This window comes from Kitasatospora phosalacinea, from assembly GCF_000717185.1.
GTDB lineage: Bacteria > Actinomycetota > Actinomycetes > Streptomycetales > Streptomycetaceae > Kitasatospora > Kitasatospora phosalacinea_A.
On record NZ_JNYE01000100.1, the window covers coordinates 1 to 26,781 of the forward strand.

Below are 26,781 nucleotides of genomic sequence, written 5' to 3' on the forward strand. Positions count from 1 at the left end.
CCCCCTCCCGCCCGCCCCCTCCTCCCTCCCGGGAGGGAGACGGACCACCCGCGGGCGGGATCCGGCGGCCCCGGCCCGGGCGGTTGACTCGGAACAGGCAACCGGAGGAAGGGAGTTCCCGTGATCGAGATCCGCGACCTGACCAAGGCGTACGGCGAGCGCCGGGCCGTGGACGGCCTGTCGTTCCGGGTCGAGCCCGGGCGGGTGACGGGCTTCCTGGGGCCGAACGGGGCGGGCAAGTCGACGACGCTGCGGATGGTGCTGGGGCTGGACCGGCCGACGTCCGGGACGGCGCTGGTGGACGGGCGGCCGTACGCCGGGCTCGACCGCCCGCTGTGCCGGGTCGGCGCGCTGCTGGACGCGCAGGCCGTGCACCCGGGCCGCACCGCGGCCGGGCACCTGCGGTGGATCGCCGCCTCGCACGGCCTGCCCGCCCGCCGCGTGGCGGAGGTGCTCGCCCTGGTCGGCCTCGCCGAGGTCGCCGACCGCCGGATCCGCACCTTCTCGCTGGGCATGCGCCAGCGCCTGGGCATCGCGGCGGCCCTGCTCGGCGACCCGGCGGCGCTGCTGCTGGACGAGCCGGTGAACGGCCTGGACGCGGAGGGCATCCGGTGGATCCGGAGCCTGCTGCGCCGCCTCGCGGGCGAGGGCCGGGCCGTGCTGGTCTCCTCGCACCTGATGGCGGAGATGGCGCTCACCGCCGACCACCTGGTGGTGATCGGCCGGGGCCGGCTGCTCGCCGACACCTCCACCGCGGACTTCCTGGCCCACCACGGCCGCCGCCGGGTCCGGGTCCGCGCCGTCGACCCGGCCGCCCTGGCCGCCCTGCTCGCCACCGCCCACCCGGACGCGGTGCCCCGCGCCGACGGCTCCTACGACGTCCCGGACGCCGACCCGGCCCGGCTGGGCGCCCTGGCCGCCGAGCACCGTGTGGTGCTGATCGAACTGTCCGTGACCCACGACTCCCTGGAGGAGGCCTTCATGCGGATGACCGCGGACGCCGTCGAGTACCGGGCGGTGGCGGCATGAGCACCCTGACGCCGCGGGCCCGCCGGACGTACCCGCTGCGCGCCGAGTGGGCGAAGTTCGCCACCCTGCGCCCGCTGTGGACCACCCCGTTCCTCGCGGTGGCCCTCAGCGCGGGCATCACCGCGGCCGTCCAGGCCGCGTACGGCCGCACCGACACCTCGCTGACCGACGACCCGATGGAGGGCCTGTACTACGGGCTGAACTTCGGCCAGGTCGCGGTCGTCTGCCTGGGCATCCTGCTGGTCGGCCAGGAGTACGCCTCCGGGACGCTCACCACCTCGCTCGCCGCCGTCCCGGACCGGCTGCGGTTCTACCGCGCCAAGCTGCTGCTGGGCACCGGCCTGGGCCTGGCCGTCGGCGTCGCCACCGTCGGCGGCCAACTCGCCGCGACCGCGGCGACGGTGGGCCTGGACCTGTCCGCCCCCGGCACCGTGCGGGCCCTCGTCGCGGGGGTGCTCTACCACCCGCTGCTGCTCGTCCTGTGCCTGGCGCTCACCACCGTCCTGCGCAACCAGACCGCGGCCCTCGGCCTGCTCTCCCCCGCGGTCTTCCTCGGCACCACCGCCCTGACCGCCGTCCCCGGCCTCCGCGAAGCCGCCCGCTTCCTCCCCGACCGCGCCGGCCAGTACGCCCTCCGCCTCGCCGACGCCCCCGGCACCCCCTACGGCCACACCACCGGCCTCCTCCTGATGGCCGCCTGGACCCTGGCCGCCGCCCTCGCGGGCCTGCGCACCCTCCACCGCAAGGACGCGTAAGCACCCGGAGGGGCGCGGGGAACTGCGCGAGCAACCGGGCACCCACCGCAAGGTCGCGAGGGAACGGCAACGCACCGCCCACCTCGCGACCTTGCTGACGTTCACCTCCCGCCGCGCACAGTTCCCCGCGCCCCCATCTGCGCGCTTCGCGTTGCGCTACGCGGCCAGTCGGCACACCAGCCGGTACGCCCCCACCCGGGCGCGGACCACCGGCCCCGCGCCGTCGCCGTGGCGGCCGAGCCACCAGCGCCGGAGCAGCGCCCCGGGCAGGGCGAGGGCGAGCAGCCAGGCGGTCTGGGCGAGGGCGAACTGCCAGGGGACGGGGCCGAGCCGGGACATCCGGCCGGGGCCGAGCGCGCCGCCCGCGAGGTGGGCGGCGAGCAGGGCGGGCGGGACGGCGGCGAAGGCGGTGGCGACGGCGGTGGCGGCGGTCTGGGCGGGGGTCCAGCGGGTGGCGGCGCGGCCGATGAGCAGGGCGGTGGTGAGGGCCGCGGCGACGGCCGCCGCGCAGGCGAGCAGGTGCCAGTCGGGGCCGCGGTCGGCGGGGAGCAGGGCGAGCAGCGGGAAGTCCGGGGCGGGGCCGAGCCGGGTGCCGAACGGTCCGGCGTGGTTCCCGGTGCCGACGTCGAAGCCCGCGCCGAGTGCGTAACTCGCGGACCAGGCGAGCGCGTTGGGCACCAGGGTCAGGCAGGCCAGCAGCATGCCGAGCCAGTCGGCGGCGCCGCTGCCGAGCTGTTGCGCGTCCCGTCCGGCGGAGCCGAGCAGGACGGCGGCGGCGAACACCGCGCCGCCCCCGGCGGTCAGGGCGAGCAGCCATCCGGCCAGGGCCCGGCCGAGGACGGCCGGGGCGCCGTCGGGCCAGAGGGCGGGCGGTAGCGGCGGGCGGGGCAGTGCGACGGGTCGGCCGAGTCCGCTCCACAGGCCGTGGCCGAGCGCGGCGGCGGCGAGCAGGGCGACGGCGGTGAGGTCGGGGACGGCCCGGGAGCGGAGCAGGGCCTGCGGGTCGGCGCACTGGGCGACGGCGACGGCCGCGACCAGCAGGTACCCGGCGTACACCGTGAGCGGGGAGCGCCAACGCACCCATCCGCGCCCCCGGGCGCGCCGGGCCTGGCGGCGCCCGGCGCGGGAGAGCAGCACGGCGGTGACGGCGGTGAGCAGCAGCGGCGCGACGGTCACGGGGGCGGCGCCGGGGCCGCGGGCGAGGGGGGCGCCGTGGCCGAGCAGCCAGAGCGCGAAGACGGCCCGGGCCGCGTCCTGCGCCGTGTCGTCGCCGTACGGGGCGAGCACCCACAGGCCGAACACCGGGACGGCGATCACGGACAGGGTGAGCAGCGCGGTGCGGACACCGGTGAGCAGGTCGGAGAGGGTGGAGCGGCTGTCCAAGTCGCTCGGCAGGCCCAGGATCGGACGGCCCATCAGCTGCGTCATGGCCCTCATGCTGCCAAGGCCACCCGTTGAGGGGTGTCACCGCGCGAACCTTCGCCGTGTCCCGGATTATCAGTACATGTGCCTTTTTCCGGGACGGACCTGCCACGGAGGAGATCGGTGACCTCGCCCTCGACCGCCGAACCGGAGCGAACCGCCGGAACCCCGCCGCGGGCCCGCGAGGACGCCGAGCTCCTGCTGCGCCGCCTCGCCCCCCGCGAGGCCCAGGCCCTGGCCCGGCTGGCCGCGGGCGACGACCTGCAAGCCGTGGCCCGGCACCTGGGCGTCGCCCCCGGCACCGCCCGCAGCCACCTCAACCGGGCGGTGCGCAAGCTCGGCGTCCGCAACCGCGAGGAGGCCGTCGCCCTGGTCGCCGCACTCGCCCCGCAGGCACCGCAGGCACCGGCCCCCCAGCCCCCGGCCTCCGCGTCCGCACCCGCACCCGCACCCGCACCCGCACCCGCACCCGTCGAGTTCGTCGGTCCCCCCGCGCCCCCCGCAACCTCCGCGCCCCCCGCGCCCGCCGCAGGCCCCGCCGCCGTCCCGGCCTCCTTCGCGGAGTTCGCCGCCCTGGTGCACGCCCGGCTGGTCCAGCAGACCTTCCTGCTGACCGGCCACCGCCACCGGGCCGTGCACTGCGTGCACCTGGCGCTGGGTTCGGCGGCCCGCCGGTGGGAGGAGGTGGCGGCGGACCCGGATCCGGAGGGGCGGGTGCGCCGGGAGGCGTTCGACCTGGCGCTGTCGCCGTGGCACCGGGGCGGCCCGCGGCGGGCGCACCTGCTGCGGCGGCCGCGGCGGCGGATCGTGGTGGAGGGGGCGGGCGCGCCGGAGCCGCCCGAGCCGCCGCAGCAGCTGACGCACCGCGACCGGGCGCTGGTGAAGGCGCTGCTGCGGCTGTCGCGGCCGCAGCGGCGGGCGCTGGTGCTGCACGACACGCTGGGCCTGCCGGTGGAGCGGGTCGCGGTGGAGGTGGAGTCGAGCACGGCGGCGGCCGGGGCCCGGGTGCGTTCGGCGCGGGCCGCGCTGGCCCGGGAGGTTCCGGCGCTGGTCGGCGCGGACCCGGAGGACCCGGAGTTCGCGGAGCGGCTGGCGGACCTGCTGCACCGGGCGGCGGTGCACGGCTGCCCGGGGCCGCGGCTGCCGTCCCCGGCCCGGCTGGTCGCGGACAGCAGGCTGCACACGGGCCTGGTGACGGGTGCGGCGGTGGCGCTGACGGTCGTGGTGGGCGGGGCGATCGTGGCGACCCTGCTGGGGGTGGGCCCGTCGGACCTGGCGCGTCCGGAGCCCGTGCGCGGGACGGCCTGCACCGGGGCCGGTTCGGGCAGCGCCGGTCCGGCGGCCCCGTACCGCGCGCCGGGCCTGCAGACGCCGTGGTGCGGGCCGGTGCCGGGCGTCCCGGCCCGGCTGGCGGACCCGCCGGGGCAGCTGCCGCCCCCGCCGGACCGGTCGGGCGCGCCGCCCGCGGACCCGTTCGCGGCCCGCCGCCCGCTGTTCGCCCCGCCGCCGGAGCACCGCCCGCTGCCGCCCCCGGCGGCGTCCGCCGCGTGCGGCCCGGTGGAGCGCTGCGTGCTCTGACCCCCCGCGCCGAACCCCACGCCCCGGCCCCACACTCCGGGCCCCGGGAACGCCGGAGGCGCCGCCCACCGTCACAACGGTGCGCGGCGCCTCCGCCGTACCTGCGCGTCTGCGCGGCTGCTGCTTACTTCGCGGCGGCGAACAGCTCGCGGGCCAGGCGGGCGGTCTCGGACGGCGTCTTGCCGACCTTGACGCCGGCGGCCTCCAGGGCCTCCTTCTTCGCCTGGGCGGTGCCGGAGGAGCCGGAGACGATGGCGCCGGCGTGGCCCATGGTCTTGCCCTCGGGCGCGGTGAAGCCCGCGACGTAGCCGACGACCGGCTTGGTGACGTGCTCGGCGATGTAGGCCGCGGCCCGCTCCTCGGCGTCGCCGCCGATCTCGCCGATCATGACGATGAGCTCGGTCTCCGGGTCCTCCTGGAACGCCTTGAGGGCGTCGATGTGGGTGGTGCCGATGACGGGGTCGCCGCCGATGCCCACCGCGGAGGAGAAGCCGAGGTCACGGAGCTCGTACATGAGCTGGTAGGTCAGGGTGCCGGACTTCGACACCAGACCGATCTTGCCCGAGCCGGTGATGTTGGCCGGGATGATGCCCGCGTTGGACTGTCCGGGGCTGATCAGGCCGGGGCAGTTCGGGCCGATGATGCGGGTCTTGTTGCCCTTGGCGCCGGCGTGGGCCCAGAACGCGGCGGTGTCGTGCACCGGCACGCCCTCGGTGATGACCACGGCGAGGCCGATCTCGGCGTCGATCGCCTCGATCACGGCGGACTTGGTGAACGCCGGCGGCACGAAGATGACGGTGACGTCGGCACCGGTCTTCTCCATCGCCTCGACCACGGTGCCGAACACCGGGACCTCGGTGCCGTCCACGTCGACGGTGGTGCCCGCCTTGCGCGGGTTCACGCCGCCGACGATCTGGGTGCCGGAGGCGAGCATGCGGCGGGTGTGCTTCATGCCCTCGGAGCCGGTCATGCCCTGGACGATGACCTTGCTGTCCTTGGTAAGGAAGATAGCCATGGTGTTAAGTCCCCTTCCTTACTTGTTGGCCAGCTCGGCGGCGCGGTCAGCGGCGCCGTCCATGGTGTCCACCTGCTCGACCAGCGGGTGGTTGGCGTCGGTCAGGATCTGGCGACCGAGCTCGGCGTTGTTGCCGTCCAGGCGGACGACCAGCGGCTTGGTGACGGCCTCGCCCTTGCCCTCCAGGAGCGCGAGGGCCTGCACGATGCCGTTGGCGACCGCGTCACAGGCGGTGATGCCGCCGAAGACGTTGACGAAGACCGACTTGACGTCGGCGTCGCCCAGGATGATCTCCAGGCCGTTCGCCATCACCTCGGCGGACGCGCCGCCGCCGATGTCGAGGAAGTTGGCCGGCTTCACGCCGCCGTGGTTCTCACCGGCGTACGCGACGACGTCCAGGGTGCTCATGACGAGGCCCGCGCCGTTGCCGATGATGCCGACCTGGCCGTCGAGCTTGACGTAGTTCAGGCCCTTGGCCTTCGCCGCCGCCTCGAGCGGGTTGGCGGCGGCCTTGTCCTCGAGCGCCTCGTGCTCGGGCTGGCGGAACTCGGCGTTCTCGTCCAGGGAGACCTTGCCGTCCAGGGCGATGATCTTGCCCTCGCCGGACTTGATCAGCGGGTTGACCTCGACCAGGAGGGCGTCCTCCTTGACGAAGACGACCCAGAGCTTCTGCAGGACGTCGGCGACCTGGTCGGCGATCTCGGCCGGGAACTTCGCGGCGGCGACGATCTCGGCGGCCTTCTCCGGGGTCACGCCCTCGTTCGCGTCGACCGGGATCTTGGCCAGCGCGTCCGGGTTCTCCTCGGCCACGACCTCGATCTCCACGCCGCCCTCGACGCTGGCCATCGCCAGGAAGGTGCGGTTGGTGCGGTCGAGCAGGAAGGAGACGTAGTACTCCTCCTTGATGTCCGCGGTCTGGGCCAGCATGACCTTGTGGACGGTGTGGCCCTTGATGTCCATGCCGAGGATCGCCTCGGCCTTGGCCACGGCGTCCTGCGGGTCGGACGCGAGCTTCACGCCACCGGCCTTGCCCCGGCCACCCACCTTCACCTGAGCCTTGACGACGGCTCGGCCGCCGAAGCGCTCCGCGATGGCGGCAGCGTCTGCGGCGGTCTCGATGACATCGCCGTCAAGCACGGGTACACCGTGCTTGGCGAAGAGGTCCCTCGCCTGGTACTCGAACAGGTCCACGTGTTTGTCCTTGTTCGTGGTCGCGGAATGTGTCTCTACGAGCGTGCCACGGCAGGATCTTCGCTGCGGGTCGTCGACACTGAGCGGGTACGCAGATGTACGGCCTTGCGGCCCACGCAGTTGCCGGGCGCATCGTCAATCAACACGCGCGTCACGTCCGCATGGCAGGTTATCCCCGCACGACCGGCCTGTTTCGCCCGGGGCCCGCTCCGCGTTGGTGAGAACCGTCACAACGGGCCCGCTCCGGGCCCCTCACCAGCGGGGGCGCGCAGCGGTGAGGGCCACCACCGGTTCACCCGGACGGGTGGCCGCCGCCCCCCTTGACGCCCGCCTCGACACCCTCCCCGCCCCTCCGGGCCCGCCGCCCGGCACCGCTCACCGCCGGTCGGGCACCGGCAGCGGACGCTTCTCGATCGCCGCCGCCATGATCTCCGGGAACGCGTCCGGCGTGCAGGCGAACGCCGGGGCGCCCAGCTCCGCCAGCGCCTGCGCGTGCGCGTGGTCGTACGCCGGGGCGCCCTCGTCGGACAGCGCCAGCAGCGCGATGAACTGCACCCCCGCGGCCTTCATCGCCGCGACCCGCTTCAGCATCTCGTTGCGGATCCCGCCCTCGTACAGGTCGCTGATCAGCACCACGACCGTCTCGGACGGGCGGCTGATCTTCGACTGGCAGTACGCCAGCGCCCGGTTGATGTCGGTGCCGCCGCCCAGCTGGGTCGCGAACAGCACGTCCACCGGGTCGCTCAGCTGCTCGGTCAGGTCCACCACCGAGGTGTCGAACACCACCAGCCGGGTGTCCAGGCTCGGCATCGACGCCAGCACCGCGCCGAACACCGCCGAGTGCACCACCGACGGCGCCATCGAACCGGACTGGTCGATGCACAGGATCACGTCCTTCTTCACCGCCCGCTGCGCCCGCGCGTAGCCGACCAGCCGCTCCGGGACGACCGTGCGGTACTCCGGCAGGTACTTCGACAGGTTGGCCCGGATGGTGCGGTCCCAGTCGATGTCCCGGTGCCGGGGGCGGTTCACCCGGGCGCTGCGGTCCAGCGCGCCGCCGACCGTCGAGCGGGTCCGGTCGGCGAGTCGGCGCTCCAGGTCGGCCACCACCTTGCCGACCACCGCGCGGGCGGTCTCCCGGGTGGTCTCCGGCAGCGCGTGCTTCAGCGACAGCAGCGTCCCCACCAGGTGCACGTCCGGCTCGACGGCGGCCAGCATCTCCGGCTCCAGCAGCAGCCGGTCCAGGCCGAGTCGGGAGATCGCGTCCTGCTGCATCAGCTGCACCACGCTGGTCGGGAAGTACTCCCGGATGTCCCCCAGCCAGCGCGCCACCTTCGGCGCCGACCCCCCGAGCCCCGCCGACCGCTTCCCGTCCTCCCGGTACAGCGCCCCCAGCGCCCCGTCCATCGCCGCGTCCCGCCCCGACAGCCGCACCCCGGTGCCGTCCGCGTCACCGCCGAGCACCAGCCGCCAACGCCGCATCCGTTCGTCGTCCTGACGGACCGTCATGTGATCTCACTCCTTGGCTTGCCCATCGGGCCGGGGGAACGGGGGAAGGTCAGGCCGTGGCGCGGCGGTCCGCCTGGCGGGGGATCCGCGGCTGCGGGACCTGCACGCCCAGCAGCAGCGCCAGCACCGGCACGGCCGCGTCGGCGCGCTCCTCGTCGAGCGGGGCGTCCGGGGCGGAGCCCGCCGCCGGAGCCGTGAGCGGGCCGGTGGCGACCCGGGAGCCGATGGTGTGGCGGACGCCCGTCTCCAGGGAGGAGAAGGTGCGGCGCAGCACCGGCAGCAGGTCGGTGAAGGCCTCCGGGGAGACCCCGCACAGCCAGCCGTCGAGCAGGCCGAGCAGGACGGGGTCGTGCAGCAGCAGGGCGCCGCCGCCGGAGACGAAGCCCTCGACCCAGCCGCCCGCGTCGGCCGGTTCGGAGGCGGTGGAGAGCACCAGCCCGAGCCGCCGCCCGGCCTCCTCGGCGTCGAGCCGCCCGTCGTCCAGCAGCAGCCGCACGGCGCGGCCGCGCAGCAGGCCGGGGACGCCCGTCGCGGGGCCGCCGTGCGGTTCGCGGGCGGCGAGGGCGGCGAGGGTGTCGGCCCAGCGTTCGGCGGTGGCGCCGCCGAGCAGGGCGACCGCCTGGTGGACGGCGTCCAGTTCGGCGCGGCGGGCGGTCGCGCCGTCCGCGTCGAGGCCGGTGCAGGCGGCGGGCAGCGCGACGGAGAGCCGTTCGGCGAGGCCGTGGGCGACGGCGGTGAGGGCACTGGTGTCGGTGGCCCGGACGTCGCCGTAGCGCAGGGTGCGGACCAGGGCGGGGAGGGCGGCGGCGAGGTGCCCGGCGTCGGTGTCGAGGGCGGCGCGGTCGGCGAGGGCGCGCATCACCTCGGGCAGCGCGTCGGGCAGGTCGGCCAGCAGGCACTGCTCGGCGAGCGCGGTGAGGGCGGTGAGCTCGGCCTTCGCGGCCTCGGCGACGGCCCTGCCGGTGGCGGCGGAGCGCACGGTGGTGCCCCACTGGCCGGCCTCGACCAGGCGGACGGAGAACTCGGGCTCCCAGGCGAGCTGCCAGGTCTCCCGGAAGGTGCCGGTGGAGTGGACGCTGTCGCGGGCCGGGCGGCCCCAGTGCAGGCCGAGCAGCCGCAGCCGGTGCAGCAGCCGGGAGCGCTCGCCGTCGAGGTCCTTGCGCAGGTCGAGGACGAGTTCGCGGGCCGCGGCCTCCGGCTTGAGCCGCAGGGTGCGCTGCAGGCGGGTGAGGTCGCGCTGCAGCGGCACGGCGGGCACCGAGTCGGGGACCTCGCCGAGCGCGTCGCCGACCACCAGGCGGTCGCGGACCAGCGCGAGGGCGACGTCCGAGCCGTCGCACATCACGGCGCGCACCGCGTCCAGCGTCTCGGTGAGGCCGGGCAGCGGGCGGCCGCGCACCGCGGCGAGCGAGTCGGCGAGCCGGACGGCCTCGATGACGTGCGCGGAGGAGACCGGGTGGTCCTCGGCGCGGAGCAGTTCGGCGACCCTGGTCATCCAGCGGGCGACCGGCTGCCCGGGGGCGGTGAACAGGTGGTGGTACCAGCCGGGCGAGTCGATGCCCGCGCCGTAGCCGGTGTGCTGGGACAGCCTGCGGTGCGTCCACGGCACCCAGGTCAGCTCGACCTTGGGCTTCTTCGGCAGCTCGGCGAGCAGGGCCCGGTCGTGCGCGACGGTCGGCGTCGCGGCGAGCGCCGGGACGTGCCAGGCGCCGCAGACCACCGCGATCCGCCGGTGCCCGGCCCGGCGGGCGGCCCGGACCTGCTGGCGCATCGCGGCCTCGCGGACCAGGTCGCGCCGCTCGGCCGGGTGGTGCTCGCGCAGCGCCGCCATCGCCTCGGCGAGGGCCGCGAACGGGGCCAGGGGGTCGCCGTCGGGGGTGCGGTGCTCGACCGCGTCCTCCCACCAGGCCTCGGGGTCGGCGTGGCCCGCGGCGGCGGCGAGTTCGGCGATCGGGTCGACGGGCGCGGGCCGGGAAGTGCCCCCCGGCACTCCCGACCCCTCCCCCTCTTCAGACGCGCCGTCACCGCCGGAGGTGTCGCCCTCCCCGGTAACGGTTCGGCCCTCCTCGTCGTCACCGCCGCGCGGGCCGAGCGCGAGGCCCTGCGCGGCGGGCAGGTCGATGAACCGGACGGGCACCCCGGCGTCCAGCGCGTGCCGCAGCGCCACCCACTCGGGCGAGAACTCGGCGAACGGCCAGAACGCGGCCCGCGCCGGGTCGTCGGCGACGTGCGCGAGCAGCGCGACCGGCGGCACCATCTCCTTCTCGGCGGCGGCCGCGACCAGCCCGTCGGCCTCCGGCGGGCCCTCGATCAGCACCGCGTCGGGCTGCAGGGCGGCCAGCGCGGCGGCCACCGCGCGGGCCGAGCCGGGGCCGTGGTGGCGCACCCCGAGCAGCGTCACCTCCGCGCCCGCGGCCCGGGCGCCCGCGGTCCCCGCGCTCACGCTCTCGGCACCCGCGGCCCGGGCGCTCACGGTCTCGGCACTCACGCGGAGACCTCCCGGGCGGCCCGGTAGAAGTCCTTCCAGCCGTCGCGGTCGCGGACCACGCCCTCCACGTACTCGCGCCACACCTGGCGGTCGGCGACCGGGTCGCGGACCACCGCGCCGACGATGCCGTCCGCGACGTCGCCCGCGCGCAGCACGCCGTCGCCGAAGTGCGCGGCCAGCGCGAGGCCGTTGGTGACCACGGAGATCGCCTCGGCGGTGGAGAGCGTGCCGCTGGGGGTCTTCACCTTCGTCCGCCCGTCGGCCGTCAGGCCGGAGCGCAGCTCGCGGAAGACCGTCACCACCCGGCGGATCTCCTCGGCGCCGCCCGGCAGTTCGGGCAGGTCGAGGGAGCGGCCGAGCTGGCCGACCCGGCGGGTGACGATCTCCACCTCCTCCTCCAGCGTCCCCGGCAGGGGGAGCACCACGGTGTTGAAGCGGCGGCGCAGCGCGGAGGAGAGCTCGTTGACGCCGCGGTCGCGGTCGTTGGCGGTGGCGATCACGTTGAAGCCGCGCACCGCCTGCACCTCGGAGCCCAGCTCCGGGACGGGCAGGGTCTTCTCGGAGAGGATGGTGATCAGGCTGTCCTGCACGTCCGCCGGGATGCGGGTGAGCTCCTCGACCCGGGCGATCTGCCCGTGCCGCATGGCGCGCATCAGCGGGGACGGCACCAGCGCGTCCTCGCTCGGGCCGTGGGCGAGGAGCTGGGCGTAGTTCCAGCCGTAGCGGACGGCCTCCTCGGGGGTGCCCGCGGTGCCCTGCACCAGCAGGGTGGAGTCTCCGGAGATCGCCGCCGCGAGGTGCTCGGAGACCCAGGTCTTGGCGGTGCCGGGCACGCCGAGCAGCAGCAGCGCCCGGTCGGTGGCCAGCGTGGTCACGGCGACCTCGACCACCCGGCGCGGGCCGACGTACTTGGGCGTGATCACGGTGCCGTCGGCGAGCTCGCCGCCGAGCAGGTAGGTGGCCACCGCCCACGGCGACAGCCGCCAGCGCTCCGGCCGGTCCCGGTCGTCGTGCCGGGCGAGGGCGGCCAGCTCCTCGGCGAACGCGTCCTCGGCGTGCTGCCGCAGGACCTCGCTGGTCGTCTCGGTGGTCATCGACTGCTCCGATCTCACGGGGGTCTCACGGGTCGTCAGAACGCTGCGCGCAGGGGCGCGAAGGACGAACGGCACGGCGCTGACCTGGGAGGGAGAACCTCCGTCCGCCCCGTGCACCCACCACTGTGCCGCCCGCCACTGACAACCGACCCGGCGTCAGGACGCCGCCGGGACGGGCCGGTCGGCCGCCCGCCGCCAGGGCCACAACTGGGCCGCGCCGAACGCCGCCTCCACCACCAGGAAGCCCCACAGCAGCCCGGTCGCGCCCTGCGCCAGCGCCCAGCCCTGCCAGCAGGCGAACAGCACCCGGGCCGCCCCGTCGAACAGCCCGTGCACCGGTTGCGGGCGCAGCAGCCGCAGCAGCGCCCAGACCAGCACCACCGACCCCATCAGGTTGGCGAACAGCGTCTGCATCGGTTCCGGCGGCGGCAGTTCGCCCAGCCCCAGCGCACCGGACGCCGCGGACAGCGCCCGGTGCGCGAGGGCGTACGTCCAGGGGGTGGCGAAGGGGGCGGTGACCAGCAGGTCGTACCGGGCGCTGGCGCGGACCAGGCGGGCGTAGCGGGGCGTCATGCGGACTCCTCCGTGGCGTCTCGGGCGGGGACGGCCCCATGCTGGGGGGTGGAGTACTGTCCAGGGTCAAGTCCCAGGGTCGATCCGCCGACGGGAGCAGGGACGTGCGCATCGGGGAACTCGCCGAACGGACCGGGCTGAGCCGCGACACGCTGCGCTTCTACGAGCGCACCGGGCTGCTGGTCCCCCGGCGCCTGCCCAACGGCTACCGCGACTTCCCGCCCGAGGCGGAACCCTGGCTGCGGTACGTCCGCACCGCGCAGGCGCTGGGCTTCTCGCTCGCCGAGATCACCCGCACCGGCGCCGAGTTGAGCGCCGCGCCGGACGCCGCCGAGCGGCTCTCGGAGCTGTTCCGGGAGAAGATCGCGCTGATCGACGCCCGGACGGCGGAGCTCGCCGCGCTGCGCGCCGACCTCGCCGGGCGGGTCGGCACCGGCTGCCCGCTGGGGCCGGTCTGACGGTCCGCCCGGGTCCCGGCCCCCTCCGGCCTCCGGCCGACCGGCACGGCGAGCGGTTCCGCAGCCCGGCGGCGGGCAGGCGCCGAGCACCACGGACCGGGGGCCGTCCCCGGGGCCCCCGGCTCCCCGCTCCCCTCGCCCCGGCCCGGCCACGCCCCGGCCCACCTCCCGGAAGACCCCGCCGCGGGACCGCCCCGCCCTCCGTACGGCGCGGCCGGCGGTTCCGGGGGCGGCCCCTGACGGGCCCTCGACTGTCAGTGGCCCCTCCTAGCGTCAACGGCATGGAGGAACGCTGGAGCACCGAACACGTCCTTTCGCTGGCGCCCGATCCGGCTTCCCTGAAGGCCGCGGGCAAGCTCTCCGGGCCCGGCCCGTGGTCGGCCACCGGCACCGGGCGGGGCGCGCTGTGGGGCCTGTGCAAGGGCAGCGGCAGCACGCCGTACCGGACGGCGGTGGAGCTCGGGACGCCCGCGTACAAGTGCAGTTGCCCGAGCCGGAAGTTCCCGTGCAAGCACGCCCTGGGCCTGCTGCTGCTGTGGGCCGCCGGGCCGGAGGCCGTCGCCGACGGCGCCGCCCCGCCCGACTGGGTCGAGGAGTGGCTGGACGGGCGCGGCCGGGCCGCCGCGGACAGGGCGGCCAAGCAGCAGGCGAAGGCCGCCGAGGCGGACCCGGAGGCCGCCCGCCGGCGGGCGGAGAAGCGTGCGGCCCGGGTCGCGGGCGGGGCCCGCGAGCTGCGGCTGCGGCTGGCCGACGGCGTGCGCCGCGGGCTGGCCGACCCGCTGCCGGCCGGTGCGTGGGAGGAGGTCGCCGCGCGCATGGTCGACGCCCAGGCGCCGGGCCTGGCGTCCCGGGTGCGGGTGCTGGCCGAGGCCCCGCAGGACGAACTGCTGGAGGAGTACGCGATGCTGCACCTGCTGGCCGGCGCCTACGGCCGGATCGACACCCTGCCGGAGGCCCTGGCGGCGACGGTCCGGACCCGGGTCGGCTTCACCACCGACGCCGCCGACCTGCTCGCCGGGCCGACCGTCCGGGACCGCTGGCACGTCCTGGGCAGCCGGGACACCGCGGACGACCGCCTGACCACCCGCCGGGTGTGGCTGCACGGCGCGAAGACCGGGCGGCACGCCCTGCTGCTGGCCTTCGGCCGCCCCGGCCAGGCCCCCGACCTCGCGCTGCCCACCGGCCGCCTGCTGGAGGCCGAGCTGGCCTACCACCCGGGCGCCCGCCCGCTGCGGGCCGTCCTGGGCACCCGCTACGGCGGCCCCGAGCCCGCCCCGGCCGCCGCGCCCGCGGGCCTGTCGCCCGCCGGGGCGCTCGCCGGGTACGGCGCCGCCGTCGCCGAGGACCCGTGGCTGGACGGCTGGCCGACCGTCCTGGCCGACGTGGTGCCGGTCCGCACGCCGGAGGGCTGGCAGCTCACCGACGGCGCCCACTCCCTGCCGGTGCGCCGCGGCGCGCTGCCCGAGGCGGCGCTGTGGCGGTTGGCCGCGGTCTCCGCCGGGCACCCCGTCACGCTGTTCGGCGAGTGCGGCCACCACGGCTTCACCCCCGTCACCGCCTGGGACGCCGAGCACCGGCCCGTCCCGCTCGGCTGAGCCTCCCCGCCGCTCCCCCCCCCCCCCCCCCCCCCACCCCCCCCCCCCCCCGCCCCCCCGCCCCCCCTGCCTCAACGAGCACCTCGACCAGCGCGGCGTCCCCCGGGCCGCCCTCGCCAGCGGCTGGGGCCGCCGCCACCGCACCGCCGTCCGGCGCCCGAACGGGGCCCGGGGATGACCGCGCCCGTGCTCGCCCCCGCCGACGACTGGGCCGACCTGCAGGGCGCCGCCCTGCTCGGCACCGACCGCCGCCCGCTGCCCGAGCCGCGCACCGCGCTGGCCGCCGCCGTCGACCGCACCGATCCGGCGGGCGCCCTGCTCGACCTGGCCGCCGTCGCCGCGGTCCGCCGCCGGGCCGGGGCGCTGCCCGCCCCCGCCGTGGAGACGCCCGCGCCCGCACCGGACGACCCGCGGCCCGCCCTGCCCGAGGCCGCCGCCCGCCGCCTGGCCGTGCTGCTCGGCACCCGCGGCGGCCACGGCAGCACCGCCAACCTGGCCGAGCTCCTCCCGCAGTGGCTGACCGCCGCCCGCACCCGCGGCTACCGGCTGCCGCCCGCCCTCGTCCCGACCCTGCTGGACACCGCCCGGGCCCGCTCCGAGCTGCGCTCCGACGCCGTCGCCCTGGCCGGCCCGCTCGGCCGCTGGCTGGCCCCGCACAACCCCGACTGGAAGTACGTCACCCGCACCGCCGGGGAACAGGACGTCCACCAGCAGCCCGGTGAACTCCTGTGGCAGGAAGGCCTGTTCGCCGAACGCGTCACCCACCTCACCCGGCTGCGCCGCACCGACCCGGCCGCCGGGCTGGCCCTGCTCGCCTCCACCTGGAGCACCGAGCGCGCCGAGGACCGGGTGCTGTTCCTCGACTCCCTGCAGGACGGGCTCTCCGCCGCGGACGAGGACTTCCTGGAGGCCGCGCTGTCCGACCGCTCCAAGAACGTCCGGGCCACCGCCGCGGAACTGCTCTCCACCCTCCCCGGTTCCGCCCTCGCCGCCCGGATGGCCGCCCGCGCCCGCGCGGCCGTCCGCCACGACGGCGACCGGCTGCACGTCACCCCGCCCGCGGCCTGCGACGCCGCCATGCAGCGCGACGGCATACCGGTCAAGTCGCCCACCGGGCGCGGCGAACGCGCCTGGTGGTTCGGCGAGGTCGTCGCCGGGGCGCCGCTCGCCCTGTGGACCACCGGCACCGGCCTGGGCCCCGAGCAGCTGCTCGCCCTGCCGACCGTCGACGCGCCCGACGGCGGCGGCGCCGAGTGGGCCGAGGACCTGCGCGAGGCCTGGGCCCGCGCCGCCGTCCGCCAGCAGGACGCCGCCTGGGCCCGCGCCCTGCTCGGCACCCCGCCCCGCCCCGGCCGCGACACCCGCACCCCGGGCGCCCCGGCGAAGCTGCTGGCCGTCCTCCCGCCCGCCGAACGGGCCGCCTGGACGGCCGCGTTCGTCCAGACCCACGGGCTCGGCGACGCCTTCCAGCTCCTCGGCGCCTGCGCCACCCCGTGGACGCCCCCGCTCTCCACCGCCGTCGTCGCCGCGCTCAAGCGCGCCGCGGAGCTCGGCTCCTACCCGTGGAGCCACAGCGGCGTCCTCGGCATGACCGAACGCGCCCTCGCCCCGGAGACCGCCCCCGCCGTCGAGGCCCTGGCCGCCGACACCTCCCCGGACACCGCCTGGTCCGACACCTTCACCCGCCTCGCGGGGACGCTGCGCTTCCGGCAGGCGATGCTCACCGAACTGGAGTGAGCGGCGGGACGCGACACCAGGGGCCCGGGGCTGTCGTTCCCCGGGCCCCTGGAAGGGCTTCTCGGCCGAAGGGCTTCTCAGCTGGCGCGCAGGTTCGACTGCACCCAGCTGACGACCTCCTGCGTGGAGGTGCCCGGGGTGAAGATGTCGGCGACGCCGAGGGCCTTGAGCTCGGTGATGTCCGCGTCGGGGATGATCCCGCCGCAGAAGACCTTGATGTCCGCGGCGTCGCGCTCCTTGAGGAGTTCGATCACCTTCGCGCAGAGGGTCATGTGCGCGCCGGAGAGGATGGACAGGCCGATGCCGTCCGCGTCCTCCTGGATCGCCGTGTCGACGATCTGCTCGGGGGTCTGGTGGAGGCCGGTGTAGATGACCTCCATGCCGGCGTCGCGCAGCGCCCGCGCGATGACCTTGGCTCCCCGGTCGTGCCCGTCGAGCCCGGGCTTGGCCACCACGACTCGGATCGGCCCCGACACCACCATGACTGCCTCCTGGACCATGTTGTCCACCACCCGGCCGACCTGGTCGCGGGCTCGGTGTTAACCACTTCTAACAGACCTGAGGGGAGGTTAGCGGGCCGCGGCGCCGCCGTCCTTCCCCACCTGCCGAGAGGAGGGCAAAATCACAGCGCCACGGGGCCGTCCGACTACTCAGAGCTTCTCGACGGGGGCGTACCGGAGCAGCAGCACCTTGCGCCCGGCGGAGCCGAAGTCGACCGTGGCCTTGGCCCTGTCCCCGACGCCCTCGACGCCGACGACGGTGCCGAGGCCGAAGCTGTCGTGGCTGACCCGGTCGCCGACGGCGAGCGCGACGACCTCCCGGTCGGTGACCGTCCGCGCGGACTTGCCCCAACCGGCCTTAGGCGAGGCCGCGGTGGAGAACCCGGAGCCCCGCGAGGACCCGTACGAGCCCGAGGACGAGCCCGAGCCCGAGGACGAGTAGCCGCGCGAGGGCGGCACCGCGGCCGCGCCCGTCCGCTTCCACTCGATCAGCTTCTCCGGGATCTCCTCCAGGAAGCGCGAGGCCGGGTTGTAGGAGGGCTGGCCCCAGGCGCTGCGCAGCACCGAGCGGGTCAGGTAGAGCCGCTGCCGGGCCCGGGTGAGGCCGACGTAGGCGAGGCGGCGCTCCTCCTCCAGCTCCTTGGCCTGGTTGAGGGCCCGCATGTGCGGGAAGATCCCGTCCTCCATGCCGGTGAGGAAGACGACCGGGAACTCCAGGCCCTTGGCGGTGTGCAGGGTCATCATCGTGATGACGCCCGCCCCGTCCTCCTCCCCGTCGGGGATCTGGTCGGAGTCGGCGACCAGCGCGACCCGCTCCAGGAAGTCGGCGAGCGAGCCGACCGGCGGGCCCTCGTCGCCCTCGGGGCGCTCCCCCGGGTCCTTCTCGTACTCCAGGGCGACCGAGGCGAGCTCCTGGAGGTTCTCCACCCGGGTCTCGTCCTGCGGGTCGGTGGAGGACTGGAGCTCGGCGAGGTAGCCGGTCTCCTCCAGGACGGCCTCCAGCACGGCGGCCGGTCCGGCGCCGGAGTCGACGACCTGGCGCAGCCCGGCCAGCAGCTCGTTGAACTTCTTCACCGCGTTGGCGGAGCGCGCCGCCATCCCGTACGCCTCGTCGACCCGGCGCAGCGCCGCGGCGAAGGAGATCCGCTCGCGCGAGGCGAGGGCGTCGATCATCGCCTCGGCGCGCTCGCCGATGCCGCGCTTGGGGACGTTGAGGATGCGGCGCAGCGGGACGGTGTCCTCGGGGTTGGACAGGACCCGCAGGTAGGCGAGGACGTCCTTGACCTCCCTGCGCTCGTAGAAGCGCACGCCGCCGACGACCTTGTAGGGCAGGCCGACCCGGATGAACACCTCTTCGAAGACCCGGGACTGGGCGTTGGTGCGGTAGAAGATCGCCACGTCGCCGGGGCGGGCGTCGCCCGCGTCGGTGAGCCGGTCGATCTCCTCGGCGATGAACTGGGCCTCGCCGTGCTCGTCGTCGGCGACGTAGCCGACGACCTGCTCGCCCTGGTCGCCCGCCGTCCAGAGGTTCTTCTTGCGGCGGTTGGTGTTGCGTTCGATGACCGAGTTGGCGGCGCTCAGGATGGTCTGGGTGGAGCGGTAGTTCTGCTCCAGCAGGATCGTCGTCGCGTTCGGGTAGTCCTCCTCGAACTGGAGGATGTTGCGGATGGTCGCGCCGCGGAAGGCGTAGATCGACTGGTCGGCGTCGCCGACGACGCACAGTTCGGCGGGCGGGACCTGCGCGAGGCCCGCCTCGGCGGGGTTCACGTGGTCGCCGTCGACGGTCCTCCGGGGCGCCTGCCCCGCGGAGCCGCCGGAGAGCTCGCGCACCAGGGTGTACTGGGCGTGGTTGGTGTCCTGGTACTCGTCGACCAGGATGTGCCGGAACCGGCGCCGGTAGTGCTCGGCCACGGCGGGGAACGCCTGCAGCAGGTTGACGGTGGCCATGATGATGTCGTCGAAGTCGAGGGCGTTGGCCTCGCGCAGCCGCCGCTGGTAGAGGAAGTACGCCTCGGCGAGCTTCTTCTCGGTCGGGTTGGCCGCCTGGTCGGCGTACGTCTCCTCGTCGATCAGCTCGTTCTTCAGGTTGCTGATCTTGGAGGTGAAGGACTTCGGCGGGAACTGCTTGGGGTCGAGGTCCAGGTCGCGGCAGACCAGGGCCATCAGGCGCTGCGAGTCCGCCGAGTCGTAGATCGAGAAGCTGGAGTTCATGCCCAGCTGCTTGGCCTCGCGGCGCAGGATGCGCACGCACGCGCTGTGGAAGGTGGAGACCCACATCGCCTTGGCGCGCGGGCCGACCAGCGCCTCGACGCGCTCGCGCATCTCGCCCGCGGCCTTGTTGGTGAAGGTGATCGCCAGGATCTCGCCGGGCTGCACGCCGCGGGCGGCCAGCAGGTGGGCGATCCGGTGGGTCAGCACCCGGGTCTTGCCGGAGCCCGCGCCGGCCACGATCAGCAGCGGCGACCCGGCGTGCAGCACCGCCTCGCGCTGCGGGTCGTTCATGCCCTCCAGCAGCTGCGCCGGGTCGACCACGGTGCGGGCGGCGCCGTTGCGGTGCCAGGCGTCGCGCTCGGCCTCGGCGGCGTGGTCGGTGGCGAACAGCCCGTCGGGCAGCTCCTCCTCGTACGCCCCGTCGTAGGGCCCGGCGTCGTACGGCTCGTCCGGCTCGTCCGGGGGCGGGGCCTCCTCCTCGGACCACTGCTGGGCTGCGGGGCGGGGGCTCGACCCGACGGCGGGGCGCTCGAAGCCGGGGAGCGGGAGGTCATCGAAGAGGCTACTCATGGCCCTTCGAGTCTATGGCCCGCCGCCGACATCCGGTCCGCCCCGACGCCCGCACCGCACCGCACCGGCCCGCCCCGCACCGCCCCCGGCAGCGCGAACGGCCCGGCCCCCGCGGCGGGGGGCCGGGCCGTCCCGGAGTTCCGGGAGGTCAGACGCCGACGTCGACCCGCTCGGCCCGCTCGGCGTCGCGCCGCTGCGGGACGTCGGCCGAGTCGTAGCCGATGAAGAAGGTCGGGCGCTTCTGCACCGCGGTGTAGATCCGGCCGATGTACTCGCCGAGCAGGCCCACGCAGATCAGCTGGATGCCGCCGATGAACAGCATCGCGACGAACAGCGAGGTCCAGCCGGGCACGGTGTGGCCGGCCAGGTAGACGCCGATGGTGGCGGCCAGCATCGCGAAGCAGCCGAAGAAGCTCAGCACGCCCAGCCAGGTCGCGATCCGCAGCGGCGCGGCGGAGAAGTTGGTGATGCTGTCGATCGCGAGGCGGATCATCTTGCTCAGCGGGTACTTGGTCTCGCCCGCGACGCGCTCCTCGCGGAAGTAGGTGACCTGTCCGCTGGGGAAGCCCAGCCAAGGCACCAGCAGGCGGTAGACCTGCTGCTGGTCCGGCAGCGCCTTGAGGGCGTCGACGGCCTCGCGGCTGAGCAGCCGGAAGTCGCCCGCCTGGGACGGCACCCGCTTGCCGACCATGCGGCGCATCAGCCAGTAGTACAGACCGGCGGTCCGGCGCTTGAAGCCGCTGTCGGTGCTGCGGTCGGAGCGGACGCCGTAGACGATGTCGAGCTTGTCCCGCCGGGCGAGCTCCAGCATCTCCGGGATCTTCTCCGGCGGGTCCTGCAGGTCGGCGTCGATGCTGGCCACGTAGTCGCCGACCGAGCTGTGCAGACCGGCGGTCAGCGCGGCCTGGTGCCCCGAGTTGCGGCGCAGCTTGACGATGCGCAGCTCCGACCAGCCCAGGCGTATCTCCTCCAGGAGCTCCGCGGTGCGGTCGGCGCTGCCGTCGTCCACGGCCACGACCTCGTAGGAGACGTTGGTGCCGTCCAGCGCGGGGCGGAGACGGGCGACGAGGGCCGGCAGGGCGGCTTCCTCGTTGTACATCGGAATGACGACGGACAGGGTCGTCGTGGCTCGTGCAGCCGCCATGGGGTTTCCCGCCAGAGAAGAGTAGTTCGATGAGTCAATGACGCAGAGGTTCGATTGATCGAGCGCATCCTAGCAAGGCGCCCCATACGGAATCGTCACCCGAGCTGCCCGGAACCCCCCGGTTCCGACGAACACTCAGAAGCCGCTCGAAGCCGCCCCGAGACCGCCCCGAGACTGGCCCGAGACCGGCCCGGAACCGCTCCGGCGCCCGCCCCGGAAGGCCTCCGGACCCTGCTGGTAGCCTGTGGGTCGCGTACGGCATGCTATCGAAGTCCGCGCTGTCGAGCCGGGTCGTCCCACCTCAGGACCACGCTCGTCACCGACCGCCTGCGCCGCTGCCCGGCGGTAGGCGGTCCCCTCCCCCGGGGCCCCGCCCCCGCTCCCGAGCCGCGGCCGGCACCGTTCCGTTCTCCAGGTCGGCGCAGAGCCACCGAGCACTCCAGGGGGAGAAAACAGTCTCATGGGCACCTTTCACGACACCCCCGTGGCGGCGGACGTCCCGCCCGCGGTTCCCGACCCCCGGCGCCCCGACGGCGTCCGGGGCCGCCCGGAGGGCCCGGGGGCGCTCGGCGCGGTGTGGCGCTTCCTGCCCGCCCTCGCCGCCCTGGCGCTGCTGCTGGCGACCCTGGTGGCGTCCGACACCCCGCTGAACTCCATAGCCAGGTACGGGTTCTACATAGCCTGGGGTGTGCTGCTGCCCGGCACGCTGGTGTACCGCTCGCTGCGCCGTGCTCCGCACACCCTGCTGGAGGACCTGGTCCTGGGCGCGGTCACCGGCCTGGTGCTGGAGCTCGCCGCCTGGGCGCTGTTCCTGCCGCTGGGCCTGGCCGGGGCGGCGGTGCTCTGGCCGCTGCTGGTGGTCGTGCCGTTCGCCGCGGTGCCGCGGCTGCGCCGGCACTGGTGGGTGCGCGGCTACGCGAAGGTCCCGGTGGGCTGGTCCTGGGCGGTGGCCGGGACGGTCGCGCTGACCAGCGGCTACCTGTACCGGACGTACCTGTCGCGCACGCCGCTGATGCCCGCGGACGACGCCAGCCGCCAGTTCATCGACCTGTCGTACCAGATGTCGCTGGCCGGCAACGCGAAGCACGCCTTCCCGCTGACCCTCCCGCAGGCGGCCGGCGAGCCGCTGCAGTACCACTGGTTCGCGTTCGTGCACGAGGCGATGACCAGCCTGGTCGGCCACCTCGACCTGCCGGTGGTGCAGCTGCGGCTGATGATCCCGGCGCTGTGCGCGCTCACCATGCTGGTCGCCGCGGTGGTCGCGCACCGGCTCACCGGCCGGATCTGGGCCGGTCCGATCGCGGGCCTGCTGCTGTTCGCGATCGGCGAGTTCAACGGCGGGCACGGCCAGACCCCGTTCGGTTCGCCGCAGACCACGCTGATGGTGTGGGGCAGCGTCTCCATGACGTACAGCCAGCCGCTGCTGCTGGCGCTGATCGCCACCGCGGGCGACGCGCTGCGCCGCCCCGAGCGGGAGACCGGCGCGCCGGTGCCCCAGCTGGGCGGCCGGGCCGTGTACGTGCTGACGGTGCTGTTCGCCTTCGCCTCCAGCGCCGCCAAGGCCACCTCCGTCCCGGTCACCCTGGCGGCCCTCGCGCTGGCGGGCGCGGTCGGGCTGCTGGTGAGCCGGCGGATCCCGTGGACGGTGGTCAAGCTCGGCGCGATCGTGGCCGCCGCCCAGCTGTTCTCCACCGCGGTGATCTTCGCGTTCAAGACGTACGGCCTGACGGTGGACCCGTTCTCCAACCTCCGCTACGGCTGGGCCGACCCGCACGGCCTGCGCGGCGCCTCCGGCCAGGCCGTGGTGGTGGCGCTGGTGCTGTTCGCCTTCGTGGTCAACACCCAGCTGCGGATGGCGGGCGCGCTGCCGCTGCTGTGGCGCAGCCGGTTGAAGCTGGAGCCGGTGCAGTGGTTCCTGCTCGGCGGTGCCGTGGCCGGTCCGGCCGTGTTCGTCCTGGTCAGCGGCTGGAACGCGGGCTACTTCACGCACGCGGGCCTGGTCTTCGGCGTGCTGCTGTCCGCCTGGGGCTACTGCGAGTCCTTCGAGCGGGCCGACCTGGGCCGGGCCGGGCGGGCCGTGCTGGCCGCCTTCGCGGTGGGCTGGACGGTGCTGCTGACCTGGTTCGTCGTCGACAAGCACGACTCCGCCTGGCTAGACCGGCTCGCCGGGCACCTGCACGCCCTGCACCCGACCAGGAGCGGGTTCCTGCGCGCCTTCCTGGGCGGCAACCCGGACGGCAACGGCTCCGCGTCCGGGCTGTTCCCGATCGTCGCGGCCGGCCTGGCGCTGCTCGGCGTCGGCGTGCTGTGCGCGCTGCTGTGGTGGGGCCTGTCCCGCGCGGTGCCGCGGATGCGCCGCCGCGGCGGCGTGGTGCTGCTGACCGCCGCGCTGCTGGCGGGCGCCCCGACGCTGGTGCTGGACCTGCCCAAGCCGGTCTGGGACGCGACGGTCTGGGGCTCGATGCCGCTGCCCGCCTCCAAGGTGGACGCGGCCCGCTGGGTGCGCGCGCACAGCGAGCCGACGGACGTGCTGGCGACCAACGAGCACTGCTGGTCGTACGACGACTTCGCCGACCCGACCGCCCCGTGCAAGGACTACCGGGACTTCGCGCTGAGCGCCTACTCGGAGCGCTCGGTGCTGGTCGAGGGCTGGGCCTTCGCCCCGCGGGTGATGGCCGGCACCGACCCGGGCTTCTGGGACCAGCCGCTGCTGGCGCTGAACGACGAGGCCTTCTACCGGCCGACCGCGCAGGTGCTGGCGCAGCTGCACGACGAGCACCACGTGCGCTACCTGTTCGTGAACCGCAAGGTCCGCGCCGAGTCGCCCGAGCTGGCGGTGCTGGCCGCCAAGGTGTTCGACAACGGCCGGATCGGCGTCTACGAGCTGCACTGACCGTCCCGTCGGCCGCGACGGTGAAGGCCCGGACCTCCGCGGAGGTCCGGGCCTTCACCGTTGCGGCGCGGCCGCGGGTCAGGGGGTGCGCTGCAGCAGGGTCACGGTCATCTGGCGGACCTTGGTGACCTCGACCGGGGTGAACTCCGACTTGAGCAGCGCGGCCTGGGCGGCCGGCAGGCCCTCGTAGAGGTTGCCCTTGTTCTCGAAGGCGTAGGTGACCATCCAGATCCGCCGGGTGTCGCCGAGGCAGGCGGCCGGGTCGGGGCACTCCTTGGCGAACAGGTCGTTGCGGTCGACCGCGGACTTGGCGACGAACACGTCCCTCGGCTGGACGTCGTCGGGCAGGTAGTAGTCGAGCGCGAGGTCCATCATCATCCAGGCCTGCTTGCCGCGGACCGGGAGGATCCCGTCGCCGGGCTGGTACCCGGCCGCGATGGCCCGGGCCGCGCCGCGCTCGTCGGAGTACTCGTGCGAGATGGAGATGCGCAGGTGCTCCTGGGTCTCCATGCCGAGGTAGCCGGTGCCGAGCAGGAACACCAGCGCCATCCACACCCGGGGGCGCAGCGCGGTGATCGCCGCCGCGGCCACCACGCACCAGGCGGGCACGGTGAACAGCAGGTAGCGGTCCATGAAGTACGAGGTCTTGCCCTGCGAGACGAGGTAGACCGCGGCGATCGGCAGCGCCGCGACCATGCCGATCTCGATCGCCCGGCGGCGGTTGCCGCTCCACGCCAGCGGCATGACGGCCATCGCCAGGAAGATGCCGCCGACCAGCGGGTCGCCGAACACGCCGTTCCAGAAGGGCTGGAAGGACGTCAGGTCGGGGGTGGTGATCCAGGAGATCTGCCGGCCGACCTGCCGGCGGCCCAGCAGCACCAGCGGGACGAGCGGGAGGACCCCCGCCACGACCGCCGCCGGGAAGCCGAACAGCAGCCGCCGGTCGCGGGTCGGCCACCAGCGCAGCGCCACCACGACGGCGTGCGGCAGCAGGAACACCAGCGAGATCATGTGGAACAGCCCGGCCATCGCCACGCAGGCCGCGTAGGAGAGCCAGCGCAGCCAGGTCGGCCGTTCCAGGGCGCGCAGCAGCGCCCAGGTGCCCGCGGCGACGAACAGCACCACGAAGGCGTAGCCGCGGACCTGCTGGGCGAAGCCGGAGACCGAGGGGACGACGGCGAACAGCAGTCCGGCCACCAGCCCCGTCCAGGCGCTGCCGAACTGCTTGCGGGCGATCAGCACGACGAACGCGGCGGCCCCGGCCATCGCGAGCGCGGAGGGCAGCCGCATCGAGGTGGCGGAGTCGCCGAACCAGCCGATCCAGAAGTGCAGCAGCAGGTAGTAGGCGCCGGAGACGGCGTCGACGTGGTGCAGCATGCTCAGCAGTTCGCCGGTGCTGCGTTCGGCGGCGCTCCAGGAGGCCAGCTCGTCGCGCCACAGCTGGGGCCGCCAGGAGCCCCGCGTGCCCAGGGCGAGGGTGATCAGCATCGGCCACACCCACAGCGTGTCCACCAGCCACCGGGGCGGCGCGGCGAACCGTCCGGCCGGAGCGGCGGAGCCCTTTCGTTCGGCGGCCGGCTGTTCGGCCACGGCGGCTTCCGCCACGTCTTTCCCCTTAGGACGCATGTGTGCAAGGACCGGTTCGGTGCTTCGGCGGTTCCGGTGTCAGGGGGCGTCCGGGTAGACCCAGGTCAGGTAGCCGCCGTAGACGGCGGAGCACGCCGCTGCCGAAACGACGACCAGCATAGTCGCCGCCCGGCTGCGCAACCGCGCCAGCCCGAGGGCCGCGGGCAGCAGCAGGGAGAAGGCCGGGAGCAGGAAGCGGACCCTGGAGTTGAAGTACGCGGCGTCGCCGAGCGCGACCAGCAGCAGCACCGCGCTGTACGTCAGCAGCCAGGGCGGCTGGCGCTGCAGGACGCCGACCGCGAACAGCACGACGTACCCGATCAGCACGATCGCGGTGACCGCCTCGGTCAGCCAGACCGGCTGCGCGGAGAACAGCAGCCGGGAGTAGGAGGCGAGGGTGCTGCGGCCGAAGTCGAAGTGCGAGTCCCAGGCGCGCTGGACCTCGAAATAGGCGTCCCAGCGGCCGCGGCGGTGGCCGACCCAGGCGAGGTAGCCGACGAAGCCGAGCGGGGCGACGGCGGCGGCGGCGACCGGCCGGACCCAGCCGGCGGCGTCGCGGCGGCGGACCGCGGAGACCAGGGCGAGCAGCGCGGCGACGCCGACGGCGGCGGCGACGGCGATGCCGGTGGGGCGGGTCAGGCAGGCCAGGGTGGAGAGCAGTCCGGCGGTCAGCCAGCGGCGCAGCAGCAGGGCGAGCAGGGCCCAGGCGGCGAAGGCGGTGAAGAGCGGTTCGCTGTAGGCCATCGACTCGACGACCGCGCCGGGCAGGGAGCCCCAGAGCAGGACCAGCAGCAGGCCGGTGCGCCGGGAGTACAGGCGGCTGCCGAACTCGGAGATCCCCCAGGCGGCGGCGAGCGAGCCCGCCCAGGCGACGGCGAGGGCGGAGCCCGCGACGCCGAGCGGGAGCACGGCGTCGACGGCGGCGATCAGCCAGGGGTAGAGCGGGAAGAAGGCCAGCGTGGAGTAGGGGACGCCGTTGGCGTAGCCGCCGACGTCCAGCTGGTCGGTGTAGCCGTGCACCACGATGTGCTGGTACCACTGGGCGTCCCACAGGGTGGCCAGCCGGTGCAGGGCGGACTGCCCGGGGTCGAGCCGGTGGCCCCAGACGACTACGGCGGCCAGGCCGATCAGCCGCACCGCGGCGTAGCCGCCCAGGGCGAGCGCCGTCCAGCGCAGCCGTTCGGAGCGGAGCAGCCGCTGCGGGGTGCGGGCCGGGTACGGCCGGGCGGGGCCGCCGGGCGGCGTCGGACGGTCCGGCTGGTCCAGGCGGTCGGCCTCGGCGGTCACGCTTCCTCCTGCCGGGCCGGGGGTGCGAGTGGCTCGGACAGGGGTGGGCGGGGGGTGGGGACGGCTCCGGCCCCGGCAGGATATGCACGGGGCCGGATCGGGGGCG

General features: G+C 75.2%; 19 protein-coding genes. 7 read left to right on the forward strand and 12 right to left on the reverse strand.

All coding sequences use genetic code 11. The features are described 5' to 3' along the window. Positions 1-120 precede the first annotated feature (120 nt). Positions 121-1,029: an ABC transporter ATP-binding protein gene (locus OO57_RS31130; RefSeq protein ID WP_033256082.1), complete on the forward strand. Its 909-nt coding sequence runs from the start codon at positions 121-123 to the stop codon at positions 1,027-1,029. Continuing rightward, positions 1,026-1,784 carry an ABC transporter permease gene (locus OO57_RS31135; RefSeq protein ID WP_051778473.1) on the forward strand — a complete coding sequence of 253 codons (759 nt, stop codon included), beginning with the start codon at positions 1,026-1,028 and terminating at the stop codon, positions 1,782-1,784. The genes OO57_RS31130 and OO57_RS31135 overlap by 4 nt, the downstream gene beginning before the upstream one ends. A gap of 156 nt (positions 1,785-1,940) precedes the next feature. Here OO57_RS31135 and OO57_RS31140 read toward each other — a convergent pair whose 3' ends face one another. Continuing rightward, positions 1,941-3,212: a DUF6350 family protein gene (locus OO57_RS31140; RefSeq protein ID WP_051778474.1), complete on the reverse strand. Its 1,272-nt coding sequence runs from the start codon at positions 3,210-3,212 to the stop codon at positions 1,941-1,943. 117 nt (positions 3,213-3,329) lie between these two features. Here OO57_RS31140 and OO57_RS39985 point away from each other — a divergent pair, with 117 nt between their 5' ends. After that, the gene (locus OO57_RS39985) at positions 3,330-4,784 is read left to right on the forward strand and encodes a LuxR C-terminal-related transcriptional regulator (protein ID WP_051778475.1); all 1,455 of its coding nucleotides are present in this window, start codon (positions 3,330-3,332) and stop codon (positions 4,782-4,784) included. A 124-nt stretch (positions 4,785-4,908) separates the two neighbouring features. On the opposite strand, the gene sucD is transcribed toward OO57_RS39985, so the two are convergent. From sucD to OO57_RS31175, 6 genes are all read right to left on the reverse strand, one after another. Next, positions 4,909-5,799: a succinate--CoA ligase subunit alpha gene (gene sucD, locus OO57_RS31150; protein ID WP_033256083.1), complete on the reverse strand. Its 891-nt coding sequence runs from the start codon at positions 5,797-5,799 to the stop codon at positions 4,909-4,911. Positions 5,800-5,817: 18 nt separating this feature from the next. Then, positions 5,818-6,990, reverse strand: a complete 1,173-nt coding sequence (sucC, locus tag OO57_RS31155) for an ADP-forming succinate--CoA ligase subunit beta (protein WP_033256084.1) — start codon at positions 6,988-6,990, stop codon at positions 5,818-5,820. Positions 6,991-7,365: 375 nt separating this feature from the next. Then, a complete protein-coding gene (locus OO57_RS31160) occupies positions 7,366-8,499 on the reverse strand; it encodes a VWA domain-containing protein (RefSeq protein ID WP_033256085.1) in 1,134 nt (377 codons plus the stop codon). Between the two features lie 49 nt (positions 8,500-8,548). Further along, positions 8,549-10,987 (reverse strand): DUF5682 family protein, encoded by a 2,439-nt coding sequence (locus tag OO57_RS31165; RefSeq protein ID WP_418909931.1) that lies wholly within the window; start codon positions 10,985-10,987, stop codon positions 8,549-8,551. After that, the gene (locus OO57_RS31170) at positions 10,984-12,081 is read right to left on the reverse strand and encodes an ATP-binding protein (protein WP_033256086.1); all 1,098 of its coding nucleotides are present in this window, start codon (positions 12,079-12,081) and stop codon (positions 10,984-10,986) included. The genes OO57_RS31165 and OO57_RS31170 overlap by 4 nt, the downstream gene beginning before the upstream one ends. A 156-nt stretch (positions 12,082-12,237) precedes the next feature. Then, positions 12,238-12,654, reverse strand: a complete 417-nt coding sequence (locus tag OO57_RS31175; RefSeq protein WP_033256087.1) for a hypothetical protein — start codon at positions 12,652-12,654, stop codon at positions 12,238-12,240. 104 nt (positions 12,655-12,758) lie between these two features. Here OO57_RS31175 and OO57_RS31180 point away from each other — a divergent pair, with 104 nt between their 5' ends. The 3 genes from OO57_RS31180 (at position 12,759) to OO57_RS31190 (ending at position 16,444) form a co-directional block, all read left to right on the forward strand. Further along, positions 12,759-13,112: a MerR family transcriptional regulator gene (locus OO57_RS31180; RefSeq protein ID WP_033256088.1), complete on the forward strand. Its 354-nt coding sequence runs from the start codon at positions 12,759-12,761 to the stop codon at positions 13,110-13,112. A 281-nt stretch (positions 13,113-13,393) separates the two neighbouring features. After that, positions 13,394-14,707 carry an SWIM zinc finger family protein gene (locus tag OO57_RS31185; protein ID WP_033256089.1) on the forward strand — a complete coding sequence of 438 codons (1,314 nt, stop codon included), beginning with the start codon at positions 13,394-13,396 and terminating at the stop codon, positions 14,705-14,707. Positions 14,708-14,881: 174 nt separating this feature from the next. Then, positions 14,882-16,444, forward strand: coding sequence for a DUF5691 domain-containing protein (locus OO57_RS31190; protein WP_033256090.1), 1,563 nt, complete (start codon positions 14,882-14,884; stop codon positions 16,442-16,444). A gap of 77 nt (positions 16,445-16,521) precedes the next feature. On the opposite strand, the gene OO57_RS31195 is transcribed toward OO57_RS31190, so the two are convergent. The 3 genes from OO57_RS31195 to OO57_RS31205 all read right to left on the reverse strand — a co-directional run bounded on the left by OO57_RS31195 (position 16,522) and on the right by OO57_RS31205 (position 20,869). Next, entirely contained in the window at positions 16,522-16,926 is a 405-nt protein-coding gene (locus OO57_RS31195) for a cobalamin B12-binding domain-containing protein (protein ID WP_033256091.1), read from the reverse strand. A 168-nt stretch (positions 16,927-17,094) separates the two neighbouring features. Further along, complete coding sequence (gene pcrA, locus OO57_RS31200; protein WP_033256092.1) at positions 17,095-19,725, reverse strand: DNA helicase PcrA; 2,631 nt, start codon at positions 19,723-19,725, stop codon at positions 17,095-17,097. Positions 19,726-19,873: 148 nt separating this feature from the next. After that, positions 19,874-20,869 (reverse strand): glycosyltransferase family 2 protein, encoded by a 996-nt coding sequence (locus OO57_RS31205; protein WP_033256093.1) that lies wholly within the window; start codon positions 20,867-20,869, stop codon positions 19,874-19,876. Positions 20,870-21,329: 460 nt separating this feature from the next. On the opposite strand from OO57_RS31205, the gene OO57_RS31210 reads away from it, so the two are divergent. Then, on the forward strand, positions 21,330-23,762 hold the full coding sequence (locus OO57_RS31210; RefSeq protein ID WP_033256094.1) for a hypothetical protein: 2,433 nt from the start codon (positions 21,330-21,332) through the stop codon (positions 23,760-23,762). A gap of 78 nt (positions 23,763-23,840) precedes the next feature. Here OO57_RS31210 and OO57_RS31215 read toward each other — a convergent pair whose 3' ends face one another. Both OO57_RS31215 and OO57_RS44275 read right to left on the reverse strand, forming a co-directional pair. Beyond that, on the reverse strand, positions 23,841-25,367 hold the full coding sequence (locus tag OO57_RS31215) for a glycosyltransferase family 39 protein (protein ID WP_051778476.1): 1,527 nt from the start codon (positions 25,365-25,367) through the stop codon (positions 23,841-23,843). Between the two features lie 60 nt (positions 25,368-25,427). Continuing rightward, complete coding sequence (locus OO57_RS44275) at positions 25,428-26,675, reverse strand: hypothetical protein (protein WP_033256095.1); 1,248 nt, start codon at positions 26,673-26,675, stop codon at positions 25,428-25,430. Between the last annotated feature and the right edge of the window lie 106 nt (positions 26,676-26,781).